The sequence below is a fragment of the Streptomyces sp. BE303 genome, from assembly GCF_036290945.1.
Classification (GTDB): domain Bacteria; phylum Actinomycetota; class Actinomycetes; order Streptomycetales; family Streptomycetaceae; genus Kitasatospora.
Map to the genome: position 1 here is coordinate 102,366 of NZ_JAQYWZ010000850.1, position 20,695 is coordinate 123,060.

The window sequence follows — 20,695 nt, forward strand, 5'->3', positions numbered from 1 at the left end:
GCGCGCTCCACCCACCCACCCCCCCGCGAAAGCTCCTCGGAGGCATCTGATGTCTGCTGTGAAGAGAAGGACGGTCCTGGCCGCCGTCGCCGCCGCCGTCGCCCTGTCCGTGTCCGTGTCCGCGTGCAGCGGGAGCGGCGGCGCGGGCTCCACCGGCGACGCGAAGGACGGCAAGGTCACCCTGCGCTGGTCGACCTGGGGTTCGGCCGAGGACATGGCGGTCTTCAAGGCGTTCACCGACGAGTTCACCAGGAAGTACCCGAACATCACGCTGAAGCTGGAGCCCGTCGCCTCCTACGAGGACTACCACCCCAAGCTGATCACCCAGCTCACCTCCAGGACCGCCCCCGACGTGTTCTACGTCGGTGACGACTACATCGGCAAGCTCGTCGCCGACGGCGTGCTCGCCCCGCTCGACGAGCAACTCGCCGGCCCCCTCAGCAAGAGCAGGCCGACGGACTTCTTCGAGGGCATCTACGGCGGGGCGAAGAAGGGCGGTGTGACGTTCGGCGTCCCGAACGACACCAACCCCGAGGTCCTGTGGTTCGACAAGAAGGCCCTCGCCGCCGCCGGCATCACCGAGGACCCGGCCGCCCTGAACGAGGCCGGCCGGTGGACCATGGCCAAGTACCTGGAGATGAACGCCAAGCTCAAGGACTCCGGCCGGTACGGCTCCATATTCTGGAACTGGTACGGCGCCAACTACAGCCTCGTCAACGGCTTCGGCGGCAAGGTCTGGGACAACGGCACGTTCGTCGCACCGTCCCACCCCAAGGCCCGGCAGGCGCTCAGGACCCTCGCCGACGGTTACCGGGACAAGACCTTCGCCTCCGCGGACCTGCTGCCCGAGGGCAACAGCGCGGCCACCCAGTTCGTCAAGCACAAGGCCGGCTTCTACGCCGGGGGCCGCTGGGTCATCGAGGGCATCGACAAGGGCGGCGACCGCGAGAGCTACGACGTCGTGCCGTTCCCCTCGCAGACCGGGGAACCGATCCCCGGCGCGGTCGCCGCGTCCTACCTGACCCTCAACAAGGACACCAAGCACCCGAAGGAGGCCTTCACCTTCCTGAGCGAGTTCGTCAGCAAGGAGGGCCAGCAGCTGCGGCTCAAGGGCGGCAGCGCCGTGCCGTCGATCAAGGGTGCCGAGAACCTGGTGACCGAGGGGAACTACCCCGCGCACGCCCGGACCTTCCTCGACGTCCGCGACAAGGGCTTCGCCAACTACCCCGACGAGGTCGCCGTCCCCGGCCTGACCAAGGCGATCAACGACCACCTCATGAAGATCTGGGAGGGCAAGGTCGGGTTCGACGAGGGGATGACCCAGCTCCAGAGCCTGGTCGACGGGATGAAGGGCCCGAAGGGTTGAGCGCCGTCTCCCAGGCCGTGGCACGCCGGCGGTCCCGCCCCGCACGGAGCGGCCGCGAGCCGCTCTGGCGGCGCCGGGACCGCCGGTGGGCCGTGGTCTTCCTCGCCCCCCAACTGCTCGGCCTGCTGGTGTTCCTGGTCGGCCCGCTCGGGTTCGCCGTCGTCCTGTCCTTCATGGAGTGGGACGGGCTCGGTGACGCGAGCTGGGTGGGACTGGACAACTTCCGGGCCCAGCTGACCGACCCCGCCTTCGGCCGCGCGGTGTGGAACACCGTCAAGATCGGCCTGATCACCGTGCCGGGCGGCCTCGTCCTGGCCCTCCTGCTCGCCCTGGCCCTGCACGGCGTGCGAGGCCGCACCGCCTACCGGGTCGTCTACTTCCTGCCGGTCGTGACGAGCTCCGTCGCGGTGTCGGTGATCTGGCAGATGATCCTCGGCGGCGGCGCCGACGGCATCCTGAACGGCACCGTGCAGGACGTCTTCGGGATCACCCTGCCGGACTGGCTGGCCGACCCGACCTGGGTGGTGCCCGCCATCGCGGTCGTCACGATCTGGTCGTCCCTCGGCCTCAACGTCGTGATCTTCCTCGCCGGACTCGCCACCATCCCGACGAACCTGCTCGAAGCCGCCCGGATCGACGGCGCCGGCCCCTGGCAGACCCTGCGCTCGGTCACCCTGCCGATGCTCTCACCCACGGTCTTCTTCACCGTGGTGGTCTCGGTGATCAGCTCCTTCCAGGCCTTCGACCTGATCTACGTCCTCGTCAACCCCGACCACAACGAGGGCGCCCAGACCATCGTCTACAAGGTCTACCAACAGGGCTTCCGCGAGTTCCACTTCGGCCTCTCCAGCGCCGCGGCCCTGATCCTGCTGCTCCTGACACTCCTCGTCACGGCGGTCCAGTTCAAGGCGCAGAAGCGCTTCGTCCACTACGAGTCGTGAGGCCGCCATGAGCAACCGCAGACGGATCCTCCTGCACACCGGCCTCACCGCCGGCGGCCTGGTCATGCTGTTCCCGTTCATCTGGATGATGCTGACCTCCTTCAAGGGCGCCACCCAGATGATCAACGACCCGCTCGCCTGGCTCCCCGGGCCGTGGCGCCCGCAGAACTACCCGGACGTCCTGGGCGAGGTGCCGCTCGGGCGCGCCTACTGGAACAGCATGTACATCGCGGCCGTCACCGTCGTCGCGACCCTGCTGACCGGGGCGATGGCGGCCTACGCCTTCGCCCGGATACCGTTCCGCGGCTCGGGGCCGCTGTTCGGCCTCTTCCTCGCGACCCAGATGGTCCCCGCCCAGGTCACGATCGTGCCGCTCTACATCATGCTCGCCAAGCTCCAACTCATCGACTCGCACCTGGCGCTGATCCTGCCGGCCGTCGCCAACCCGTTCGCGGTGTTCCTGCTGCGCCAGTTCATCCGGGCCGTCCCGGTCGAGCTGGAGGACGCGGCGCGGATCGACGGCGCGAGCCGGTGGACGATCTTCTGGCGGATCATCCTGCCCAACATCAGGCCCGGCCTGTGGACCCTCGGCATCATCGTCTTCCTGGCCAGCTGGAACAGCTACTTCTTCCCGCTGGTGTTCCTGAACACGCCGGACCTGTTCACCATCCCCCTGCTGCTCGACTCCTTCCACTCCCAGCGGGGCGGCGTCGACTACGGACTGACCGCCGCCCTGTCGGCGATGACCGTGGTGCCGATGCTGATCGCGTTCCTGGTCGGGCAGCGCAAGATCCTCAACAGCATGGCCTCCTCGGGCCTGGGAGGACGCTGATGCTCACGCTGGACCTCGTGGAGCGGCCGTTCACCGAACGCGGCTCGCGCCTGCTCGTCACCGCCCACCCGGACGGCCTCCGGATCGCCCGCGCCGCGTACGAGACCCCGCTCGCCCGCACCACCGAGCTGTCCGCCCTGGTCGTCCGCGACCCCGCCGGGAAGGACCTCCCCGTCGTCTCCGCGACGCCCACCGAGGTGGTGTTCGCCGGCGGGGTGTCGCTGCTGTTCGCCGACCCCGCCACGCTGGTGATCGCCGGACACCGCGCCCGGGCCTCCTGGCGGCGGCCCGACGGGACGGAGCACACCCTCGCCCTGGCGGGCTGCCACGTCCTCGTCGGCCCGCCCGGCCGGTGGTCGGAAGCGGCCGTGCGCGCCGCGTCCGAGGCCCGCTGGGACGCGTGGTTCGCCCGGATGCCGCCCGTCCCGGAGGACCTGGCGGAACGCGCCCGGACGGCCTGGTGGACCCTGGCCGTCAACCTGCTGCCGATCGCCGGCCGCGAAGGACTCGTCCCCTCCAAGTACGGCTACGTGGGCGTCTGGAACTGGGACGCCCTCTTCCACGCCGTCGGCCTGCGCCACGCCTCGCCCGCCCTCGCCCGCGACCAGATCCTCCTGGTCCTCGACCACCAGCTCCCCGACGGACGCCTCCCGGACGTCGTCCACGACCACGGCGTCCTCGCCGAGACCACCGACCTCCCCCGGTCGGACCACGCCCGCCTGAGCGAACACGTCGGCCGGGCCAACGGCGCCCTGCCCTCCGCGGATCCGGTCCCGGTCACCAAACCGCCGCTGGCCGCCTGGGCCGTGCGGAAGCTCCACCGGAGCCACCCGGACGTCCCGTTCCTCGCCTCCGTCTACCCCCGGCTCGTGCGCGCGCACGACTGGTGGTTCGCCGCCTCCGACCCGGACGGCGACGGGCTGCCCGAATACCTGCACCCCTACTCGTCCGGCCTCGACGACAGCCCCGTCTGGGACTACGGCCCCCGCGCCGAACCCCCCGACCTCAACTCCTACCTGATCCACGAGGCCGACTGCCTGGCGGACATCGCCGACGCCCTCGGCCGGCCCGGGGACGCCGCCCGGTGGCGCACGCGGGCCGCCGCCCACACCGACCTGCTGGTCGCACGCCGCTGGGACGGCACCCGCTTCCGCACCCTCGCCGACGGTGCGGACGTGCCCGCCCGGACCGTCCTCGACCTGATGCCGCTGTTCACCGGCCGCCTGCCCGCCGAGATCGCCGCCCACCTGGAGCGGACCCTCCGCTCGGCCGCCTTCTGGGGGGAACGCCCCGTCCCGACGGTCGCGTTCGACGATCCCGCCTTCGACCCGGACGCGATGTGGCGCGGCCCCGTCTGGCTGAACGTCAACTACCTCCTCGTCGAGGGCCTGCGCCGCTCGGGCTTCGCCGAGACCGCCGACGAGCTCCGAAGCCGCACCCTGGCGATGGTCGCGGGCGCCGGCGGCCTCTACGAGTACTGGAACCCCCTGACCGGTGCCCGCGGCAGGCGCGCGACCTCCGGCTTCGGCTGGTCCGCGGCCCTCTTCGTCGACCTCGCCACCGACCGGCAGGACCTGCGGACCGGCCCGGACCGGCCGCACCCCTGAACCGGGGCGGCCGTCCCGTCAGGACCTCCCGGAGCGCGACCGGGCGGTCAGCCGCTGCTTCCAGCCCTTCGGGGGAGGCCACGGGACGCCCCAGGCCGCGAGCTGGCTGCGACGCCACCCGCCGGCCGGGGTCCGGGCCGCCTCGATCTCCTCGGGCGTCGGGCACACCGGCTCGCCGGGAAAGGGGGGCGCCGGGTCGTCCTGCCCCGGAAGCGTCTCCTGACGGGGCCCGGGGACGGCCGCCGGACCGCGGCCCGGTTCCGGTTCCTGTACCGGGCCCGGAACGGAAACGGGCGCGGGCGCGAGGTCCGGAACGGGCAGGGGCGTCGGCGTGGGCGCGAGCTCCGGGACGGCGACGGGAACCGGTGCGGGCGCGGCCCGGCCGGCGGAGAGCCGGAACGGCCGGGTGCGCCACTCCCACCCGTGACGCAGGGCCAGGGCCGCGATGTCCAGCGAACCCGGGCGCTGCGCACCCGCGGCGGTCAGCACGTGCGGCCATCCCAGCACCGTGCCATCCGTCAGCAGCGGGCCGATGGCTTCGGCAAGACGCGGGTCCACCGGGTGGTTCTCCACCAGCGAGCGGGTGCGGTACCCGTCGGTGACCAGCAGGCCCCAGCCGTGGTCGCGGCACAGCGCCTCAAGGGCACGGTACTTGGCGACGTTGACGGCGGTGGCCATCTCGAAGACCGGCTTGACCTCGACGAGGACGCAGCGCCCGTCGGTGGTGGCGACGAGCAGGTCGGGGAAGTACGTGCGCGCCCGCCCGTCGAACTCGTAGCCGACGGCGAGGGGCTGCTCCTGGTAGTACGCGACCTGCGAGGCGAAGGAGAGGAGCTGGATCACCTGGAGCTCGGTCTCCGACTCGTACGCCACCGCGCGGCCGAGCTTGGGGCACTCCCACGACCCGGAGCGGGGATCCTCGTCGTCGGCCTCGCGCAGCGCCTCCAGCTCCGCGCGCGGGGGAGCGCTCCCGCCCGTACCGGCCCACCGGACGTCGGCCTCCAGACGGCTCCACCGCACGGTGGCCCGCTCGGTACGGCCCTGCCGCGCGGCCTCGCGGCGGGCCGCGCCGTGGCGCAGGGTGCGGATCGTCATGGCCTGGGCCGCGAGGTTGTCCGCCGGAAGCCTGCCGGCCCCGGCGAGGGTGGCGAGCAGGGCGACCGCCCGGCGCGGCGGGACGGACGGCAGCAGCACCCGCGCCAGGTCGAGGAGGCGTTCGGCGTCGGGCGGTCCGTCCTCGCCGTCGGTCGGGGTCCCGTCGGGGCGGCCGAGCTCGGACAGCAGGCTCCGGAACCTGCGGGCCGCGGGCGTGGTGGCGCGGGCCAGCGCGCTCACGGCCTTCTGTTGCAGCTGGCGGATGCGTTCGCGGGACAGGCCGAAGGCGTCGGCGACCGTCTCCAGCGTCTGTGCTTCGTGGTCGCCCACGCCGAGCCGGAGGGTCATGATCCGGCGGTGGCGCTCGCGGGGGAGCTCGTCGACGGCCGCCGCCAGGAGTTCCCGCAGCGCCATCGCGGTGTCGTCGTCGTGCCCGGCGACGGCGCTCCAGGGCGGGGCCGGCGCGGTGGCGCCCGGGCACCGGCACTCCAGCGCCCAGTCCTCCAGGAGCAGTTGCCGGGTGTCCTGCCACAGCCGTCGGCCGGTGTCCCGGCGGACGGCCGGGTCCGCGGCCGCCAGCGTGCCGACCACGGGGCGGGCGAGGAAGGCCGTCTGCCGATCGGGACGCAGCTCGTGCCCGGTCAGGTGCTGCCACTCGGCGAGAACGTCGGCGGCGCGGGGGTCCGGCGCGGCCGGTGTTCGGCGGGCGGCGCGACCACCGGCGCGACCACCGGTGCGTTCGGCGGTGCGTTCGGCGGTGCGACCAGCGGTGTGATCGGCCGCGCGGACCGGGCCCGCATGGGTCCGCAGCCACTGCAGCAGTTCCTCGTCACCGGCGTCGGTGAGCGGCACGAAGCGGCTCAGACGCGCGCGAATGCCGCCGACGGTACGGCCGTGCCGGGCGGCGAGGTCCTCCAGGGACTCCCCCCGGCACGCCGCCTCCAGCAGCCGTTCGTCCTCGTCCTCGGTCCAGGCCAGACCGGCTCTCGAACCGGATGCCTTGCTCTCCATGGTCCCCCCACGGTCCGTCACATCACTGGAGTGTCCTCGTGCACCACGACGAGGAGGCGGCAGCCCGGGTTCGCCCCGGACCGGGTGCCAGACGTCACACCGGCTCCCCGGTGCGGCCGGGTCGGGCTCCGCAGGCGGGCAGGGCGTGGACGCCTGACGCGCCGTCCGCCGTCCACCGGCCGCCGTTCACGGGCCTTCGGGCCGGTCGCGGTCCCGGTCCCGGTCCTGGGTTCCGGACCGGCGCGGACGCCGGTGGCGGTGCGGCCACAGGGCCAGTCCGACACCCCAGGCGGCGGCGAACAGGCCGAGCAGGGCGATGGGGCGGGACCACTCGCCCGCCGCCGTCGGCGCGAACGCCACCGGCAGCACCAGGCACGACGACGCCACCGCGACCAGGGCGCGGGCCGGTGCGAGGACCCGGCCGTGCGGGCCGAGGACGTCGAGCAGCAGCAGGTGGCCGACGAGCAGCACGGTGACGGCCAGGGCCCGCCAGAACGGCGGCTCGCCCAGTGCGGCGAGCAGGACGCACCCGGTGGCGAGCACCGTGGTGCGGGCCTCCGTGAGGCGGGCGGCCCAGGTGAGCGGTCGGGCCGCCGGGGCCTCGGGAGGAACGGCGGCCCAGAGGGCGAGGGCGGTGGCCGCCACCGGGGCGGCGGGACCGAACCGGTCGGCCGCGCCACCGAGCGCGGCGGCCAGGGCGAGGGCCGCGCCCGTGCAGCGGGCGGCGGCTCGTTGGAGCCGGGGGGCCCAGGCGGCGAACGGGCCCGGTCGGTCGGCCGTCGCGCTCCCCGCCGCGCTCCCCGTCGCGTCGAGGCCCGGGGCCGGGCCGGTCGCGGCGCCGGGCATCGCGTCGGTCGTGGTGTCGGCGGTGGTGTCGGTCGTGAGCGTGGTCCGGGACGCGTTCACCGGGCGGGTCCTCCGATCCTGCGGCGCAGCAGCGGAGCGAGCGCCAGGTCGAGTGCCTCGCCGGGGGTGTGGCGGGCCACGGGGATGCCCCGGCCGCGCAACGCCGAACGCATCGCCTCGCGTTCGGCGTGCCAGAGGCGCAGGGCGAGGGCGTCGACCTCGTCCCCGGGGTCGGTCGCCGGTTCGCCGGACGGGATCTCGACCACGACGAGCGGGTTGCCGCGTTCGCGGACCTGCCCGAGCACGTCGAGGATGCGCTGGTCGGCCAGCGGTGTGAACGCGTACACCAGCGCGTGGCCCGGCAGTGCGGGCAGCGGCAGGCGGGGGAGGGTGGGGCCGCGGTGGCGCCGGTCCTGGCGGACCTCCAGCACGCTCTCCACCATGCGGTAGAACTGGCGGTCCCCGCCGGCCGGGGTGAGCCAGCGCAGCCGGCCGCCGACGGCGATCAGCCCGACGCGGTCGTGCCGCCGCAGGTAGGCGCGGGTGAGGCCGCCGGCCGCCCGCAGCGTCTCGTCCAGGCTGGAGAGGCCGGTGGCCGCGTCGTGGAGGTCGGTGAGGGTGTCCAGCAGGACGACCGCGTCGGCGGCGCGTTCGGCGGCGAACTGGTTGATCTGGATCGCGTCACGGCGGGTGGTGGACGGCCAGTGGATGCGCCGCTGGCGCTCGCCGGGTACGTGCGGGCGCACGCCGACGACCTCGACGCCGGTGCCCTCGTGTGCGGTGATGTGTTCGCCGATCCGCTCGGGCAGGCGGACCGGGATCGGGGTCAGCCGGGAGGCGCTGGGCACCGGGAAGACGTCGACCTCGCCCAGTTCGGCGCGCACGGTGCGGCGGGTGAGTCCTCCGGCGTCGTAGACGTCGAGGTCGACCGCGCCCAGGGTCCAGCGGCCCCAGGCGCCGGTCCGGAGGACCAGGTCGATCCCGTCGGTGCCGACGGTGAGGGCTTCCGGGGTGAGGCCGGTGCCGAAGGAGAAGGTCGGGTCGAGCGGGCCGATCCGCCCGTCGTGCCGGAGGGTGATCCGGACGGTGACCTGCTCGCCCTCGAAGCAGCGGCGCGGTTCGGCGGTGGCCTCGGCGGTGAGCTCCGTGGGGCGGGCGGGCCCGGGGGCGGCGAGGACGAGCAGGACGGCGGGGCCGGCGGCCAGGGCGAGCAGCCAGGGGCGGCCGGTGGCCAGGGCGGCGACGGCTGCGGCGGCGGCCACGGTGAGCAGGCGCAGGGTCCGCTCGCCGGCTCTCCAGTGGGGGGAGGGCGGGGACTTCGGCAGACCGGCCAGGGTGGCCCGGGTGCTGCGGGCCAGTACCCGGAGGCCGGCGGCGTGGGAGGCGGCGGACGTGCGCGCGGTGCCGGTCCGGCCGCCGGCGGGTGGCGCCGCGCTCATCGCGTGCCGCCGGGGGCGGCCACGGCGCCGGGCCCCGGGCCCTCGCCCGGGCCTGCGGCCGCACGCGGCACGGTCTGCGGGGCCGGTACCGAGTCGACCAGCCGGGCCATCACGTCGTCCGCCTCGACCTGGCGCACCCACAGCTCGGGCCGGAGCGTGAGGCGGTGGGCGAGGGCGGGCACGGCGAGCGCCTTGACGTCCTCCGGCGTCAGGTAGTCGCGGCCTTCCAACATCGCTCGGGCGCGGGCCAGTTGGACCAGGGCGAGGCCGCCGCGGGGCGAGGAGCCGACCTGGACCTGCTGGTCACTGCGAGTGGCGTCGACCAGCGCCACCACGTACGCGACGAGGTCGTCGTCCACCTCGACGCGCTCCAGGGCCGCCTGCATGGCGAGCAGCTCGGCCGGGCTGCTGACGGGCTCCAGCACCGGCTCGGGCGTGGCCCGGTCCAGGCGGGCCCGGAGCATGTCCGCCTCCAGCCCGGTGGACAGGTAGCCCATGCGGACGCGCAGCAGGAACCGGTCGAGCTGGGCCTCCGGCAGGGCGTAGGTGCCCTCGTACTCGATCGGGTTGGCGGTGGCGATCACCGTGAAGGGCTGCGGCAGGCGCCGGGTGGCGCCGTCGACGGAGACCTGCCCCTCGGCCATCGCCTCCAGCAGCGCGGCCTGGGTCTTGGGCGGGGTGCGGTTGATCTCGTCGGCCAGCAGGAGCTGGGTGAAGAGCGGGCCGGGTCTGAAGACCATCTCACCGCTGCGCCGGTCGTAGAACGGGGCGCCGGTGACGTCGGAGGGCAGCAGGTCGGGGGTGAACTGGATCCGGCGGAAGTCCAGGCCGAGGGTGGTCGCGAAGGATCGCGCCAGGAGGGTCTTGCCGAGGCCGGGAAGGTCCTCGATCAGGACGTGACCGCCGGCCAGGACGCCCAGCATGACCAGCTGGAGGGCCTCCGGCTTGCCCACCACCGCCCGGTTGACCTCCTGGAGCACCTCGCGTGCGCGCTCGCCCGCCTGGTGCGGTGTCAGGACGGCCGTCCCGGTGCGGCCGTTCGGGTCGTGCGCGGCGTCCGGGTCGGCGGTGGCCTGGGGAACGGCGGTCATGACTCTCCTGAGAGGCTGATGGGTGCGGTGTCGTGGTGGGGGCGGGTCGGCGGCGCCGCCGCCGGTCCGGGGGGACGGTGCGCCCCGGGGTGTGGCCGTGGCCCGGGACGCCGCGCGGTTACAGGGATTCGAGCCGGTCGACGAGGGCGTGCAGGACCGGTGCGGGGACGGTCGGGGCCGGAGCCGGGGACTCCGGGTCGATCCAGGGCCAGAGCCGGGGCCCGAGCAACTTGGCGACCCGGTCGCGGTCGGTGGCCAGGGAGAGACCGTGGGCCTCGGAGAGGCGTGCGGCGAACAGCCGTTGGAGGCGCAGGCGCAGCAGCTGGCCGTCCCCCTCCGGGTCCAGCCCCTGGCGGACGGTCCACCGCCAGTCGCCGAGCCCCTGCCCGTAGCTCTCCATCAGCCGGGGCCGGCGGCGCAGGGACACCTCCGCGAAGCCCGCGCCGGCGACGACGCGGGCGGTGACCAGGGCGGCCGCGACCAGTACGACCGCTCCGGCGCCGGCCGCGGGGAGGCCGCCGACCAGGGCGAGCAGGATCTCGGCCAGGACCGCCGCCGCGCCCAGCTCGACCAGGCTGTGCCGGATCGAGCCGGGCGTGATCCGCGCGCCCTCCGGTCGTCCTTCCGGTGCCGCCCGCTCGGGCCCGGCGGCGCTCACCGGTGCTCTCCCGGCGCACCGGTCACGCCCGCCCCGGTGGCCGTGACCGGCGTGCCCGGCGTGCCCGGCCCGTTCGGTCCGTTCGGTCCGGTGGGGCCCGAGGGCGCGGCGGCCCGGTTCTCCAGGCCCGCGGCGACGGCGTCGAGGGCCGTCCGCGCGCGCTGCACGTGGGTGTCGTCCATCGGGTGGGTGGAGTAACGGGCCTCGCGGAACAGGGCGGTGAGCGCCCGGGTGTGGAAGGGGTCCACCCCGTCGTGGGAAACGGCACGGTCCAGCAGCTCCGTCGGACTGTCGCAGTCGCGCCGGGACACCCCGGAGACCGCCAGCGAGCCCTCCATCGCCGCGTAACAGGCGATCACGGCGGCCCGGGCGTCGTCGCCGACCAGGGCGCGCCGTCCGGTGACCAGGGCGAGGGCCAGGACGTCCCCGGGCCGTGGCGGCGCCGCGGGCAGCGGGGCCCCCGGTCGCGGCCGGCGGGAGAACCGCAGCCGGCCGAACCTCCGGGCGACGGCGACCACGAGCGCGGCCAGCAGGACGAGGACCAGAATGCCCCCGAGCAGGGCCAGCACGCCGCCGTGCAGAGCGTCGTCCTGTGCGGCCTCCACCGCGGGATCCCCGGGCGGCATCGTGGTCGTCGGCATCACCTGGGGCAGGTCGCGAGCGACCGGCTCCGGCCTCGCGCGGACGTGGAGGACCATCATCAGCACCGGCACCGCGAGGACGAGGGCGGTCAGCAGCGTGACGGCACACGCCCGCAGTCGCTCGGCCCAGGGCGTCGGCCCGGTGAGGTGACGGACCTCCTCGCGCAGACGCGAGGTGTAGCGCCCGACGAGGACCACCCAGCCGAGCGCGAGCAGCACCACCCACCCGATGGTGCCCACCGGTCCGGTGGCGGCCGTGCCGAGCAGCCCGCCGTCCGGCCGGAGCGCGGCTGCCGCGAGCAGCAGACCGGCCACGACCAGGACGACCCCGGACACCTGCCCGGTGCCCGGCCGTGCCGTGTCGACCTGCCCCGATCGGCGCGCGTTCCGCGCCGCATCGTCGTTCATGCGGATACCCCCGTGCCCCCGTGGCGCGAACCGATGCACGCCGGGTGCAGCTTCGCATACCACCTGTCGTACTGTCACGAGTCCTGGCGGTCGGGCCGTCCGTCGCCTTCGGGCGGTGGCTTCGTGCCACTCAACTTGCGTGCAGGTCAAGGTGGTTGCGGCCGTCGACAGTCACCCCCGGGCCGATCCGCAGACCGACCGCCGGTCCCGCGGCACGTCCACCGGCCCGCGTCCGGCGTGGGGCCGGCGCCCCCGGGGGTGTCACCCGGCCGCCGGCGTCGCCCTTCGCGCCCGGCCGCGCGCCCACGCCCGCGCGACCGCTCCCACCAGGCCCAGTCGCGGTCCGGTCGGTGACCGGGTGCGGACACGTCCGGTTCAGGTCCCCGCGGTCTCGTCCGGGTGGAGGCCGTCGAGGATCACGGCGAGGCCGAAGGCGAACTCGTCGGCGTAGTCGTAGCCGGGTTTGAGGACGTGTTCGGTGGCCAGCTCGGCGAGGTGGGGGTAGGCGTCGGCGGGCATCTCGCGCAGGATGGCCTCCGCCACCTCGTCCAGCTCCGCCGCGCCCTTGAACGGCAGGCTCAGCTCCTGGAGCACGAAGCCGTACAGGTAGCTGTCGACCAGCGAGACGGCGTGCGCGGCCATGGCGACGGAGAAGCCTCCGGCGCGCAGCGCCCCGATGACGGCGTCGTGGTGGCGCAGGGTCGCCGGTCCGGGCCGTGAGCGGGAGTCCATGAGGCCGATGGCCCACGGGTGGCGCAGCAGGGCGGCGCGGGCGGAGAGCACGCGGTGGCGCGTGGCACTCCTCCAGTCCGTGTCGCGCGGCGGCAGGTCGATCTCGGCGAACACCGCGTCCACCATCCCGTCGAGGATGTCCTCCCGGCCGGTCACGTGGTGGTAGAGCGACATCGCCTCGACCCCCAGCGGTTGGGCGATGGCCCGCATGCTGAGCGCGGCCGACCCCTTCTCGTCCGCCACCTCCACCGCCGTGCGGATCACCCGCTCGCGGCTGAGCGGGGTGCGTGCCGCCGCCCCGCGCCGGCCCTTGCCTGCCTCGGGCATCCGCCTCTTCCTTCCGCTCCCATTGACTGCCTTACAGCATAAGGCTAACGTGCCTTACACCATAAGGTCACCATGCCGGCGAAGGGGCTGCGCCATGGGCACGGATCGTGTGATGAAGGTCTGCATCGTCGGGGCTTCGGGGAAGCTCGGGCAGTACATGGTCAGGCACGCGCTGGACCGCGGCTACGAGGTGGTCGGCGTGTGCCGGGAGCGCAGCGTGCCGAAGCTGGCCGCGTTCGAAGGGCGGATGACCGTCGTCCCCGGAGCGACGAACGACCCCGAGGTGATCCGGAGGGCCGTCGCCGGGTGCGACGGGGTGTTGACCGTGCTCGTGCCCTGGGGCGTGCAGCAGTACGCGTCGGGCACTGCGCAGGCGGTCCTCGACCACGCACGGCCGGGTGCGCGCCTGGTCTTCTCGTGCGGGTGGCACATCACCCGGGACGGCAAGGACCGGTACTCGTGGCTGTTCACCACCGCCCTCCGGATCGTCGCCGTGCTGGGCAAGCTCGTCCGCGCCGTCGAGATCGACGACCAGGTGGAGGCGTGCCGGAGGGTCTTCGCCAGCGACACCCGGTGGACCGTGGTGCGCGGCAGCGACCTGGAGGAGGGCGAGAGCCAGGGCCTGCCGGTGTGGAGCCGGCACGTGGGCGACCCGGTCCTGGCCGGCAACCTGACGCGACGGGTGGACTTCGCGCTGTTCATGGTGGAGGCGCTCACCGACGACGCGCTCGTCCACGAGGCCCCGGCGATCGTCGGCCGCCTGACCCCCGCCGCCCTCGCCCGCACCGCCGCCCCGGACGGCCCCGGCTAGGCCGGCCTGGGCGATCGACCGTGGGAGGCGGTGGTGCCGGACCGCCTCCCGAGGTGCTTTCGACGGCCTGCGGGGCGGTCGTCTAGCATGCCGGGTCATGGCGATGTTCGTGCACCTGACCTCGGCGGCGAACGTGCCGCGCATCCGGCGGTCCGGGATCCGTGCCGTGAGCCACGGGCAGGGCGGTGCTCGCGGGGTGTACTGCTTTCCGGTGCTGCCGTCGTACACCCTGACGCACCAGTGGCTGCGTGAGCTGGCGCGATTCGGCAGCCAGGGCGGGATGGTGGCCGTCCATCTGCGTCTCGATGACGCCGAGCAGGTGCTGGTGGGGCGCTACGCCGACCAGGCGAAGCCGGCCCTCTCCGCGGCGGAGGCGGTGCGGCGGATCGCCGGGGTGGCGGATCCCCGCGGGTGGGAGGTGTTCGTGCCCCGGGCGATCCGTCCGCGCGAAGTGCACAGGGTCCGCACCCCGCCGCAGGTCGCGGGCTGGCGCTACGTGCCCGGCGCCCACGGTTCGCGCCCGTGCACCTGCCGAGGGTGCCGGGTGCGGGGCGAGTACGGCGGGCGGCGCCTGCGTGAGCGGTTGCCGCACCCGCTGGACGGCCCGCCCCCGCCGGTCGGGGTGCTGCTGGACCGGATCGCGGAAGCCGGTGACCCCGGGGACCCGGCCGCGCTCCGTGACGCGCTGTACTGGCTCGGGATGCGCCGGCGCGGCCCGCTCGACCGTCTCGCCCACCTCGCCGCCCACCCCGACCCCACGGTGCGGGGGGACTTGGCGTGGGCCGTCGGCCGATGGTCCACACCCGGGGTCGGCGAACTGCTGGACAGCCTCGTCGACGACCCGCACCCGGACGTGCGGCGAGCGGTCGAGGACGCCCGTGCACCGAAGTGATCACTGACCCTTCGGAGCCGACCGTCGAGGGGTCCGACGCAGGTCGCCCGAAGCGGCGCCGGGGCCGCATCGGGGCCGCTTCGGGCGACCGCACTTGCTGACGAATTGTCAGCAAGTGCGGTCCAGCTCCTTGACGGTGCGCGGACACGGTCCTACAACGTAGTCAGCTCGCCGTGACGTCCCCGACTGTCCGGCGAGCGTCGGACGTCCGCCTTCTCGCGCCCTCACCGAGACGAGGCTTTCCCATGCGTACTCGCACCTTTCCGGCCCTGGTGGCCGTCGCCGCGGCGCTGACCGCCGGTGCCGCCCCCGCCTCCGCCTCCGCCGCCTCCCGCACGGCCGCCGAGGTGTCCGTGCTGACCACCGGCGGCGCCGGCGGGCCGGCCGTCGCCGTGGGCGACGTCCTGGTCGCCCCGCTCGCCGCAGGCTCCAGGGCCACCTTCTCCTCGACCGCCGACGGCTCCACCGGGGTCAGCTGCGGCGTCTCGCCGTTCACCGCACGGGTGCTCGGCAACCCCGCCGCGCCGGGCACCGCGACGGAGTCCCTGACCGGGCTGACCTTCGGCGCGTGCACGGCCAACGTCACCGGCGTCACGTCGGTCAGGAGCCTCACGGTCGGCAACCTCGCGTACCACGTGGCGGTCGGCGGCGGCGCCGGCCTCCCGGTCGTCCTCACCCCCGGGGCGGCGGGACCGATCCAGGCCTCGGCCGTCCTGAACTCCTGGTTCGGCACCCTCACCTGCACCTACCAGCTCAGCGGCGCCTTCACCGGAACCGCGGACAACGCGACCCACAGCCTGGCCTTCCGCAACGAGCGCTTCGTCAAGAGCGGCGGGTCGGGCCTCTGTCCCGGCGAGGGGTACTTCTCCGCCACCTACGGGCCGCTGGTCGACACCAGCCGGGCCGGCAGCCCGCCGGTCCACGTGAACTGAGTTCCGGCCCCCGCCCCGAAACAGCCCCCGCCCGGACAGCCGCTCGCCCGGACCGGCGGGGGCCGTCCGGGCGGCGGTCCACGTTCTCCCGGATCCGGCGGGCATGAAAGTCCTGAGGGCGGTTAGACGGGTGGTGTCGACCGCTGCCAACGGAGGGAAACTCGCCGTGACCGACATATCCCGCCTGCCCGGGGCGTCCGAGCACCACTGGAACTGGCAGCTCCGCAGTGCCTGCCGTTCCGCCGACACCAGGCTGTTCTTCCACCCCGTCAACGAGCGGGGATCCTCCGCCGAGCAGCGCGAGCAGGCCGCCAAGTCCGTCTGCGCCCGCTGCCCCGTCCGCATCGAGTGCCGGCGCTACGCCCTGGCCGCCCGTGAACCGTACGGGGTGTGGGGCGGGCTCTCCGCGGAGGAGCGCCGGTCGGTCCTGCGGGACCCCGGCGTGCAGGCGCGGACCTGACCGGTCGTCGGACCCGCGGCACCACGGCCTCCGTTCCGGACGCGGCCGAGAGAGAACGCTGGTCCCGGGCGGAGTCGGCCCCGGACCGGAGAGGAGCACCACGCCATGACCACGAACCCTTCGCCCCCGCCGGGGACACCGCCGCACCCGGAACCGCCCGAGCCGATCCGGCCGCCCCTTCCGCCCGACCCTCCCCGGCCCCCGGGCAGTCCCGTGCCCCCGCCGGAACCGCCCCGCCCGGCGCGGCCCCGTCCTGTGCCCGATCCGGGGCACCCCGGCCCCGGTGAGCCGCCGGACTGACCCGTCACCCGTGCGCCTCCGGTGGCCGCGCGGTTCGGCGCGCCGCTTCCGCAGGCCGGGGCCTGCCCGCCGGCCCGGCCCGACGCCGGGTCGCGGGGCGCGCCGGAGCGGGCGAGAGCTCAGCCCATGCTCTTCGCGCCGTCCAGGGCCTCGCGGATGATGTCGGCGTGGCCCGAGTGCTGCGCCGTCTCGGCCACGATGTGCAGCAGGACCCGGCGGGCCGACCACCGCACGTCGCCCTCGAACCAGGGGGCCTTGGGGAGCGGGTGCGAGGCGTCCAGGTCGGGGAGCACGGCGACCAGCTCGTCCGTCCGGCGGGCGACCTCGGCGTAGTCGGCCAGCGCACCGGCCAGCGTCTCCCCGGGCGGCAGCTTGAACTCGTTCTCGCGCCGGGTCCAGTCGGCCTCGGTCATGGCGGTGAAGTCCGGCATCGCGGACGGGCCCGACAGGATGAAGTCCACCCAGCCCCGCTCGACCGCCGCGACGTGCTTGACCAGCCCGCCCAGGCAGAGCTCGCTCACGGTGGTGCGCCGCCCGGCCTGTTCGTCGGTCAGGCCCTGGGTGGTGAGGCGCAGGAACCCCCGCTGCTGGCCGAGCATGTCCAGCAGGTCGGCCCGCTCGCCGGTGGCGACCGGTGCGGCCTCCGTGGTGGTGGCCCGGTCGAGGGTCGTGATGTCGTTCATGGTCTCCGCCTTCGTCGGTAGTGCGTTCCGTCGACAGGAACCACCGTAGGAGCCGTGTAGGTCAGATCGTGTCCGCGACTGTCCTCCGTCGCGGCTCCGGAGCCAGGTACCGGCGGCCGGCTATCTGTTCGAAGATCAGGTTGGTCCGGGTCTGTGCCACCGCCGGATGCGTCGTCAGGTTGTCCACGACGAAGTCGCGCAGGCCCTCCGGGCCGGCGACCCCCACGTGGAGCAGGTAGTCGTCGGACCCGGCCATGTGGAAGACCGCGAGGACGCCGGGCAGGTCGGGGGCGGTGCTGCGGAAGCTCTCGTTCTGCTCCCGGGTGTGCGCCCGGAGCCGGACCGAGATCATCGCCTGGAGCGGGAGACCGATCGCCGCCGGGTCGACGTCCGCGCGGAACCCGCGGATGATCCCGCGCTCCTGCAGTGCGCGCACCCGGGCCAGGCAGGTCGAGGGCGCGACGCCGACCGCCTCGGCCAGGGCGTTGTTCGGCATCCGGGCGTTGTCGGCCAGGGCGCGGATGATGGTCCGGTCGATGTCGTCGACGGGCGTCCTGCGGGCCTGCTGATTGTTCGGCACGGCGCACAGAATCCCAGCAGATTCCGACGATGCGCAAGGATTCCCGCACCGGAACCGAATCTTCTTCGGGAGATCTTCCACCCGGCGCGTGGAAGTTCCATTCTGTCGGCGAGCCGCGAACGCCGTTTCGCCGCTCGGCCGATCCCCGTCCGCGGACCGGCCGACCGATGACCCGGGAGTGCCGCGCCCATGAGCCCGACCGCCACCTTCGCCGCCGCGACCGCCGCCGACCCCGGTCCGGAGCTGGACGGCCGGGACTTCGCGCTCCCCGAGAGCGGGCTGGACGACGCCCGGCGCGTGCGCGCCCTGGACACCGTCGACGCCTACCTGTCGCGCAAGCGCCGGCACCTGGTCGGCTACCAGGCCACCCAGGACATGCAGGGCTGCGCGCTCGACCTGGCCCGGTTCATGCCGAACAACATCAACAACCTCGGCGACCCGTTCCGGAGCGGCGGCTACAAGCCGAACACCAAGGTCGTCGAGCGCGCCGTACTCGACTACTACGCGACGCTGTGGAACGCCCGGCGCCCGCACGACCCCGCGGACCCCGAGTCGTACTGGGGCTACATGCTCTCCATGGGGTCGACCGAGGGCAACATGTACGCGCTCTGGAACGCCCGCGACTACCTGAGCGGAAAGGCGCTGATCCAGGCACCGGCCGCCCCCCTCGACGCGCTGCGGTACGTCCGGGCGACGCCCGACCGGCACAACCCGAACGCGCACCGACCGGTCGCGTTCTACTCCGAGGACACCCACTACTCCTTCGCCAAGGCCGTCCAGGTGCTGGGCGTCGAGACCTTCCACGCCGTCGGCCTGGAGCGGTACCCGGACGAGAGCCCGCTGGCCGATCCGGTCACCGGCCGCCGCGCCTGGCCCACCGAGGTGCCCTCCCGCCCCGGCCCGTCCGGCCTGTCCTGGGACGGCCCGGGCGAGATCGACGTCGACGCCCTCGCGGCGCTGGTCGAGTTCTTCGCCGCCAAGGGGCACCCGGTCTTCGTCGGCCTGAACCTCGGCAGCACCTTCAAGGGCGCCCACGACGACGTCCGGGGGGTCTGCGAGCGCCTGCTGCCGATCTTCGAGCGCCACGGCCTGGTCCGGCGCGAGGTGGTGTACGGCACCGACCCGCGGACCGGCGAGCCGCTGTCCGACGTGCGCCGAGGCTTCTGGATCCACGTCGACGGCGCCCTGGGCGCCGGCTACGCGCCGTTCCTGCGGCTCGCCGCCCAGGACCCGGCGGCGTACGGCTGGTCGCCCGAGGCCGCGACACCGGAGTTCGACTTCGGACTCACCCTGCCCACCGAGCGGTCCGGCGACGTCGACATGGTCTCCTCGATCGCCATGAGCGGCCACAAGTGGCCCGGTGCGCCGTGGCCGTGCGGGATCTACATGACGAAGGTGAAGTACCAGATCTCGCCGCCGTCCCAGCCCGACTACATCGGCGCACCGGACACCACCTTCGCCGGCTCGCGCAACGGGTTCTCCCCGCTCGTGCTCTGGGACCACCTGTCCCGGCACTCCTACCGGGACCAGGTGGACCGGATCCGCTCGGCCCAGGAACTGGCCGGCTACCTGGAGTCCCGCCTGCTGGAACTGGAGCGGCGCACCGGCGTCGCGCTCTGGCCGGCCCGCACGCCGGGCGCCGTCACCGTGCGGTTCCGGCGGCCCGGGCCCGAGCTGGTGGCCAAGTGGTCGCTCTCCTCCCAGGACGTCCTGACGGTCCCGGGCGACGAGACCACCCGGCGCAGCTACGTGCACGTCTTCCTGATGCCCTCGGTCGACCGCGCCAAGCTGGACGCCCTGCTCGCCGACCTCGCCGGGGACCCCACCGTCCTGGCCGGCCCGCCGGCCCCGGTCGGCCCCGCGGGCGTGTAGCGGGGCCCCCGCCCGGGCATGGCGGGCGAGCACCGGCCCGGGCGGGAGGACGCCGGGCGGAACTTTTCGTTATCGCGGCGGTCGTCGGGCGGTCTCCTGTGCTGTGGTGACCGCCCCTGCCACGCGCACCTGCCCACCCGGGCGCCCCCCGGCGTGCCCGTACGCGAAGGACCTGCCGATGCCCGCCTCCGTCCGTTCGCTCTCCCGCGGCTGGGCACTGGCCTCCTGCGTGCCCGTGCTGCTCTTCCTCGGACTCGTCGCCTGCGCGTCGTCCGCCCCTCCGCCGGTCCCCCCGGCCGGCGCGTCGTCCCCCCTCGCCGGGCACGGGGGCCGGGCGGCGGCGGACCACGGCGCGACGGCGATGCCCGCCGCCCCCGCAGGGCCCGCGACCGACGCGTCCCCCGTCGTCCCGGACGTGCCCGACGGCCTCACCGCCGAGCGCGACGGCTACCGCCTGGACGCGCACCTCACCGAGCTGCCCGCCGGCCGGGCGGTGGCCTACCCGTTCACCCTCACCGGCCCGGACGGCCGGACGGTCACCGAGTTCGTCGAGCACCAGACCAGGAAGCTGCACTTCTACGCGATCCGCAGCGACCTCACGGGCTTCCAGCACCTGCACCCGGTGATGGCCCCCGACGGCACCTGGACCGCCGACCTGGCCGCCCTCGGCCCGGGTGGCTGGCGGATGTACGCCTCGTTCCTCCCGGACGCCCGCTCGCGGCGGGGCAGCGAGATCGTGCTCAGCCGTACCGTCACCGTGCCGGGCGAGGCCGTCCCGGTGCGGCTGCCGGCCCCGGCCGGCACCACCACGGTCGACGGCTACACGGTGGCCCTCCGGAGCGAGCCGACGGCCGGCGCCCACCGGCTCACCGCCACCGTCAGCCGGGACGGCCGACCCGTTGACGCCCTCCAGCCCTATCTGGGCAGCTACGCCCACCTCACCGCCTTCCACGAGGGAGACCGGGCGCTGGCCCACCTCCACCCGACGGACCGGGTCGACGGCGACCACGGCGGGCCGGACCTGACCTTCTACGCGATGTTCGGCAGGCCCGGGAACTGGCGGGTGTTCCTGCAGTTCCAGACCGAGGGACGGCTGCACACGGCGGAACTCACCCTCGGCGTCGGCTGACGGCCGGGGCCGGGAGCCGGTGGCGCGATCAGGGGCCCGCGC

At 74.5% G+C, this 20,695-nt stretch carries 19 protein-coding genes; 10 read left to right on the forward strand and 9 right to left on the reverse strand.

Annotation, left to right across the window (positions count from 1 at the left end):
- The first annotated feature begins 49 nt into the window (after positions 1–49).
- From PUR56_RS29955 to PUR56_RS29970, 4 genes are read left to right on the forward strand one after another with little or no spacing between them, the layout of a single operon-like run.
- Entirely contained in the window at positions 50–1,366 is a 1,317-nt protein-coding gene (locus PUR56_RS29955; RefSeq protein ID WP_329951246.1) for an ABC transporter substrate-binding protein, read from the forward strand.
- On the forward strand, positions 1,363–2,307 hold the full coding sequence (locus tag PUR56_RS29960) for a carbohydrate ABC transporter permease (protein WP_329951247.1): 945 nt from the start codon (positions 1,363–1,365) through the stop codon (positions 2,305–2,307). Before PUR56_RS29955 ends, PUR56_RS29960 begins: the two co-directional genes overlap by 4 nt.
- 7 nt (positions 2,308–2,314) lie before the next feature.
- Entirely contained in the window at positions 2,315–3,139 is an 825-nt protein-coding gene (locus PUR56_RS29965; RefSeq protein WP_329876545.1) for a carbohydrate ABC transporter permease, read from the forward strand.
- Positions 3,139–4,746 carry an amylo-alpha-1,6-glucosidase gene (locus PUR56_RS29970; protein WP_329951248.1) on the forward strand — a complete coding sequence of 536 codons (1,608 nt, stop codon included), beginning with the start codon at positions 3,139–3,141 and terminating at the stop codon, positions 4,744–4,746. The genes PUR56_RS29965 and PUR56_RS29970 overlap by 1 nt, the downstream gene beginning before the upstream one ends.
- Before the next feature lie 18 nt (positions 4,747–4,764).
- Here the strand turns inward: PUR56_RS29970 and PUR56_RS29975 are convergent, their stop codons facing one another.
- From PUR56_RS29975 to PUR56_RS30005, 7 genes are all read right to left on the reverse strand, one after another.
- The gene (locus PUR56_RS29975) at positions 4,765–6,852 is read right to left on the reverse strand and encodes a TnsA endonuclease N-terminal domain-containing protein (protein ID WP_329951249.1); all 2,088 of its coding nucleotides are present in this window, start codon (positions 6,850–6,852) and stop codon (positions 4,765–4,767) included.
- 186 nt (positions 6,853–7,038) lie between these two features.
- Positions 7,039–7,758 (reverse strand): hypothetical protein, encoded by a 720-nt coding sequence (locus PUR56_RS29980; protein ID WP_329951250.1) that lies wholly within the window; start codon positions 7,756–7,758, stop codon positions 7,039–7,041.
- On the reverse strand, positions 7,755–9,137 hold the full coding sequence (locus PUR56_RS29985; protein WP_329951251.1) for a DUF58 domain-containing protein: 1,383 nt from the start codon (positions 9,135–9,137) through the stop codon (positions 7,755–7,757). The genes PUR56_RS29980 and PUR56_RS29985 overlap by 4 nt, the downstream gene beginning before the upstream one ends.
- Positions 9,134–10,228, reverse strand: a complete 1,095-nt coding sequence (locus tag PUR56_RS29990; protein WP_329951252.1) for an AAA family ATPase — start codon at positions 10,226–10,228, stop codon at positions 9,134–9,136. Before PUR56_RS29990 ends, PUR56_RS29985 begins: the two co-directional genes overlap by 4 nt.
- A 118-nt stretch (positions 10,229–10,346) precedes the next feature.
- Positions 10,347–10,886 carry a hypothetical protein gene (locus PUR56_RS29995; RefSeq protein WP_329951253.1) on the reverse strand — a complete coding sequence of 180 codons (540 nt, stop codon included), beginning with the start codon at positions 10,884–10,886 and terminating at the stop codon, positions 10,347–10,349.
- Positions 10,883–11,935, reverse strand: coding sequence for a DUF4129 domain-containing protein (locus tag PUR56_RS30000; protein WP_329951254.1), 1,053 nt, complete (start codon positions 11,933–11,935; stop codon positions 10,883–10,885). Before PUR56_RS30000 ends, PUR56_RS29995 begins: the two co-directional genes overlap by 4 nt.
- 375 nt (positions 11,936–12,310) lie before the next feature.
- Positions 12,311–12,994 carry a TetR/AcrR family transcriptional regulator gene (locus tag PUR56_RS30005; protein WP_329876561.1) on the reverse strand — a complete coding sequence of 228 codons (684 nt, stop codon included), beginning with the start codon at positions 12,992–12,994 and terminating at the stop codon, positions 12,311–12,313.
- A gap of 94 nt (positions 12,995–13,088) precedes the next feature.
- Between PUR56_RS30005 and PUR56_RS30010 the strand changes: the two genes are divergently transcribed.
- The 4 genes from PUR56_RS30010 (at position 13,089) to PUR56_RS30025 (ending at position 16,089) form a co-directional block, all read left to right on the forward strand.
- Positions 13,089–13,805: an NAD(P)-dependent oxidoreductase gene (locus PUR56_RS30010; RefSeq protein WP_329876563.1), complete on the forward strand. Its 717-nt coding sequence runs from the start codon at positions 13,089–13,091 to the stop codon at positions 13,803–13,805.
- A gap of 97 nt (positions 13,806–13,902) precedes the next feature.
- Positions 13,903–14,697, forward strand: a complete 795-nt coding sequence (locus PUR56_RS30015) for a HEAT repeat domain-containing protein (protein ID WP_329951255.1) — start codon at positions 13,903–13,905, stop codon at positions 14,695–14,697.
- 245 nt (positions 14,698–14,942) lie between these two features.
- Positions 14,943–15,629 (forward strand): Tat pathway signal sequence domain protein, encoded by a 687-nt coding sequence (locus tag PUR56_RS30020; protein WP_329951256.1) that lies wholly within the window; start codon positions 14,943–14,945, stop codon positions 15,627–15,629.
- 166 nt (positions 15,630–15,795) lie between these two features.
- The gene (locus tag PUR56_RS30025; protein ID WP_329876569.1) at positions 15,796–16,089 is read left to right on the forward strand and encodes a WhiB family transcriptional regulator; all 294 of its coding nucleotides are present in this window, start codon (positions 15,796–15,798) and stop codon (positions 16,087–16,089) included.
- A gap of 419 nt (positions 16,090–16,508) precedes the next feature.
- Here PUR56_RS30025 and PUR56_RS30030 read toward each other — a convergent pair whose 3' ends face one another.
- Both PUR56_RS30030 and PUR56_RS30035 read right to left on the reverse strand, forming a co-directional pair.
- A complete protein-coding gene (locus PUR56_RS30030; protein ID WP_329951257.1) occupies positions 16,509–17,072 on the reverse strand; it encodes a DinB family protein in 564 nt (187 codons plus the stop codon).
- Positions 17,073–17,133: 61 nt separating this feature from the next.
- The gene (locus PUR56_RS30035) at positions 17,134–17,652 is read right to left on the reverse strand and encodes an Lrp/AsnC family transcriptional regulator (RefSeq protein WP_329951258.1); all 519 of its coding nucleotides are present in this window, start codon (positions 17,650–17,652) and stop codon (positions 17,134–17,136) included.
- A 189-nt stretch (positions 17,653–17,841) separates the two neighbouring features.
- Between PUR56_RS30035 and PUR56_RS30040 the strand changes: the two genes are divergently transcribed.
- Positions 17,842–19,524: a histidine decarboxylase gene (locus PUR56_RS30040; RefSeq protein WP_329951259.1), complete on the forward strand. Its 1,683-nt coding sequence runs from the start codon at positions 17,842–17,844 to the stop codon at positions 19,522–19,524.
- A gap of 178 nt (positions 19,525–19,702) precedes the next feature.
- Entirely contained in the window at positions 19,703–20,653 is a 951-nt protein-coding gene (locus PUR56_RS30045) for a hypothetical protein (protein WP_329951260.1), read from the forward strand.
- The last annotated feature ends 42 nt before the right edge of the window (positions 20,654–20,695 follow it).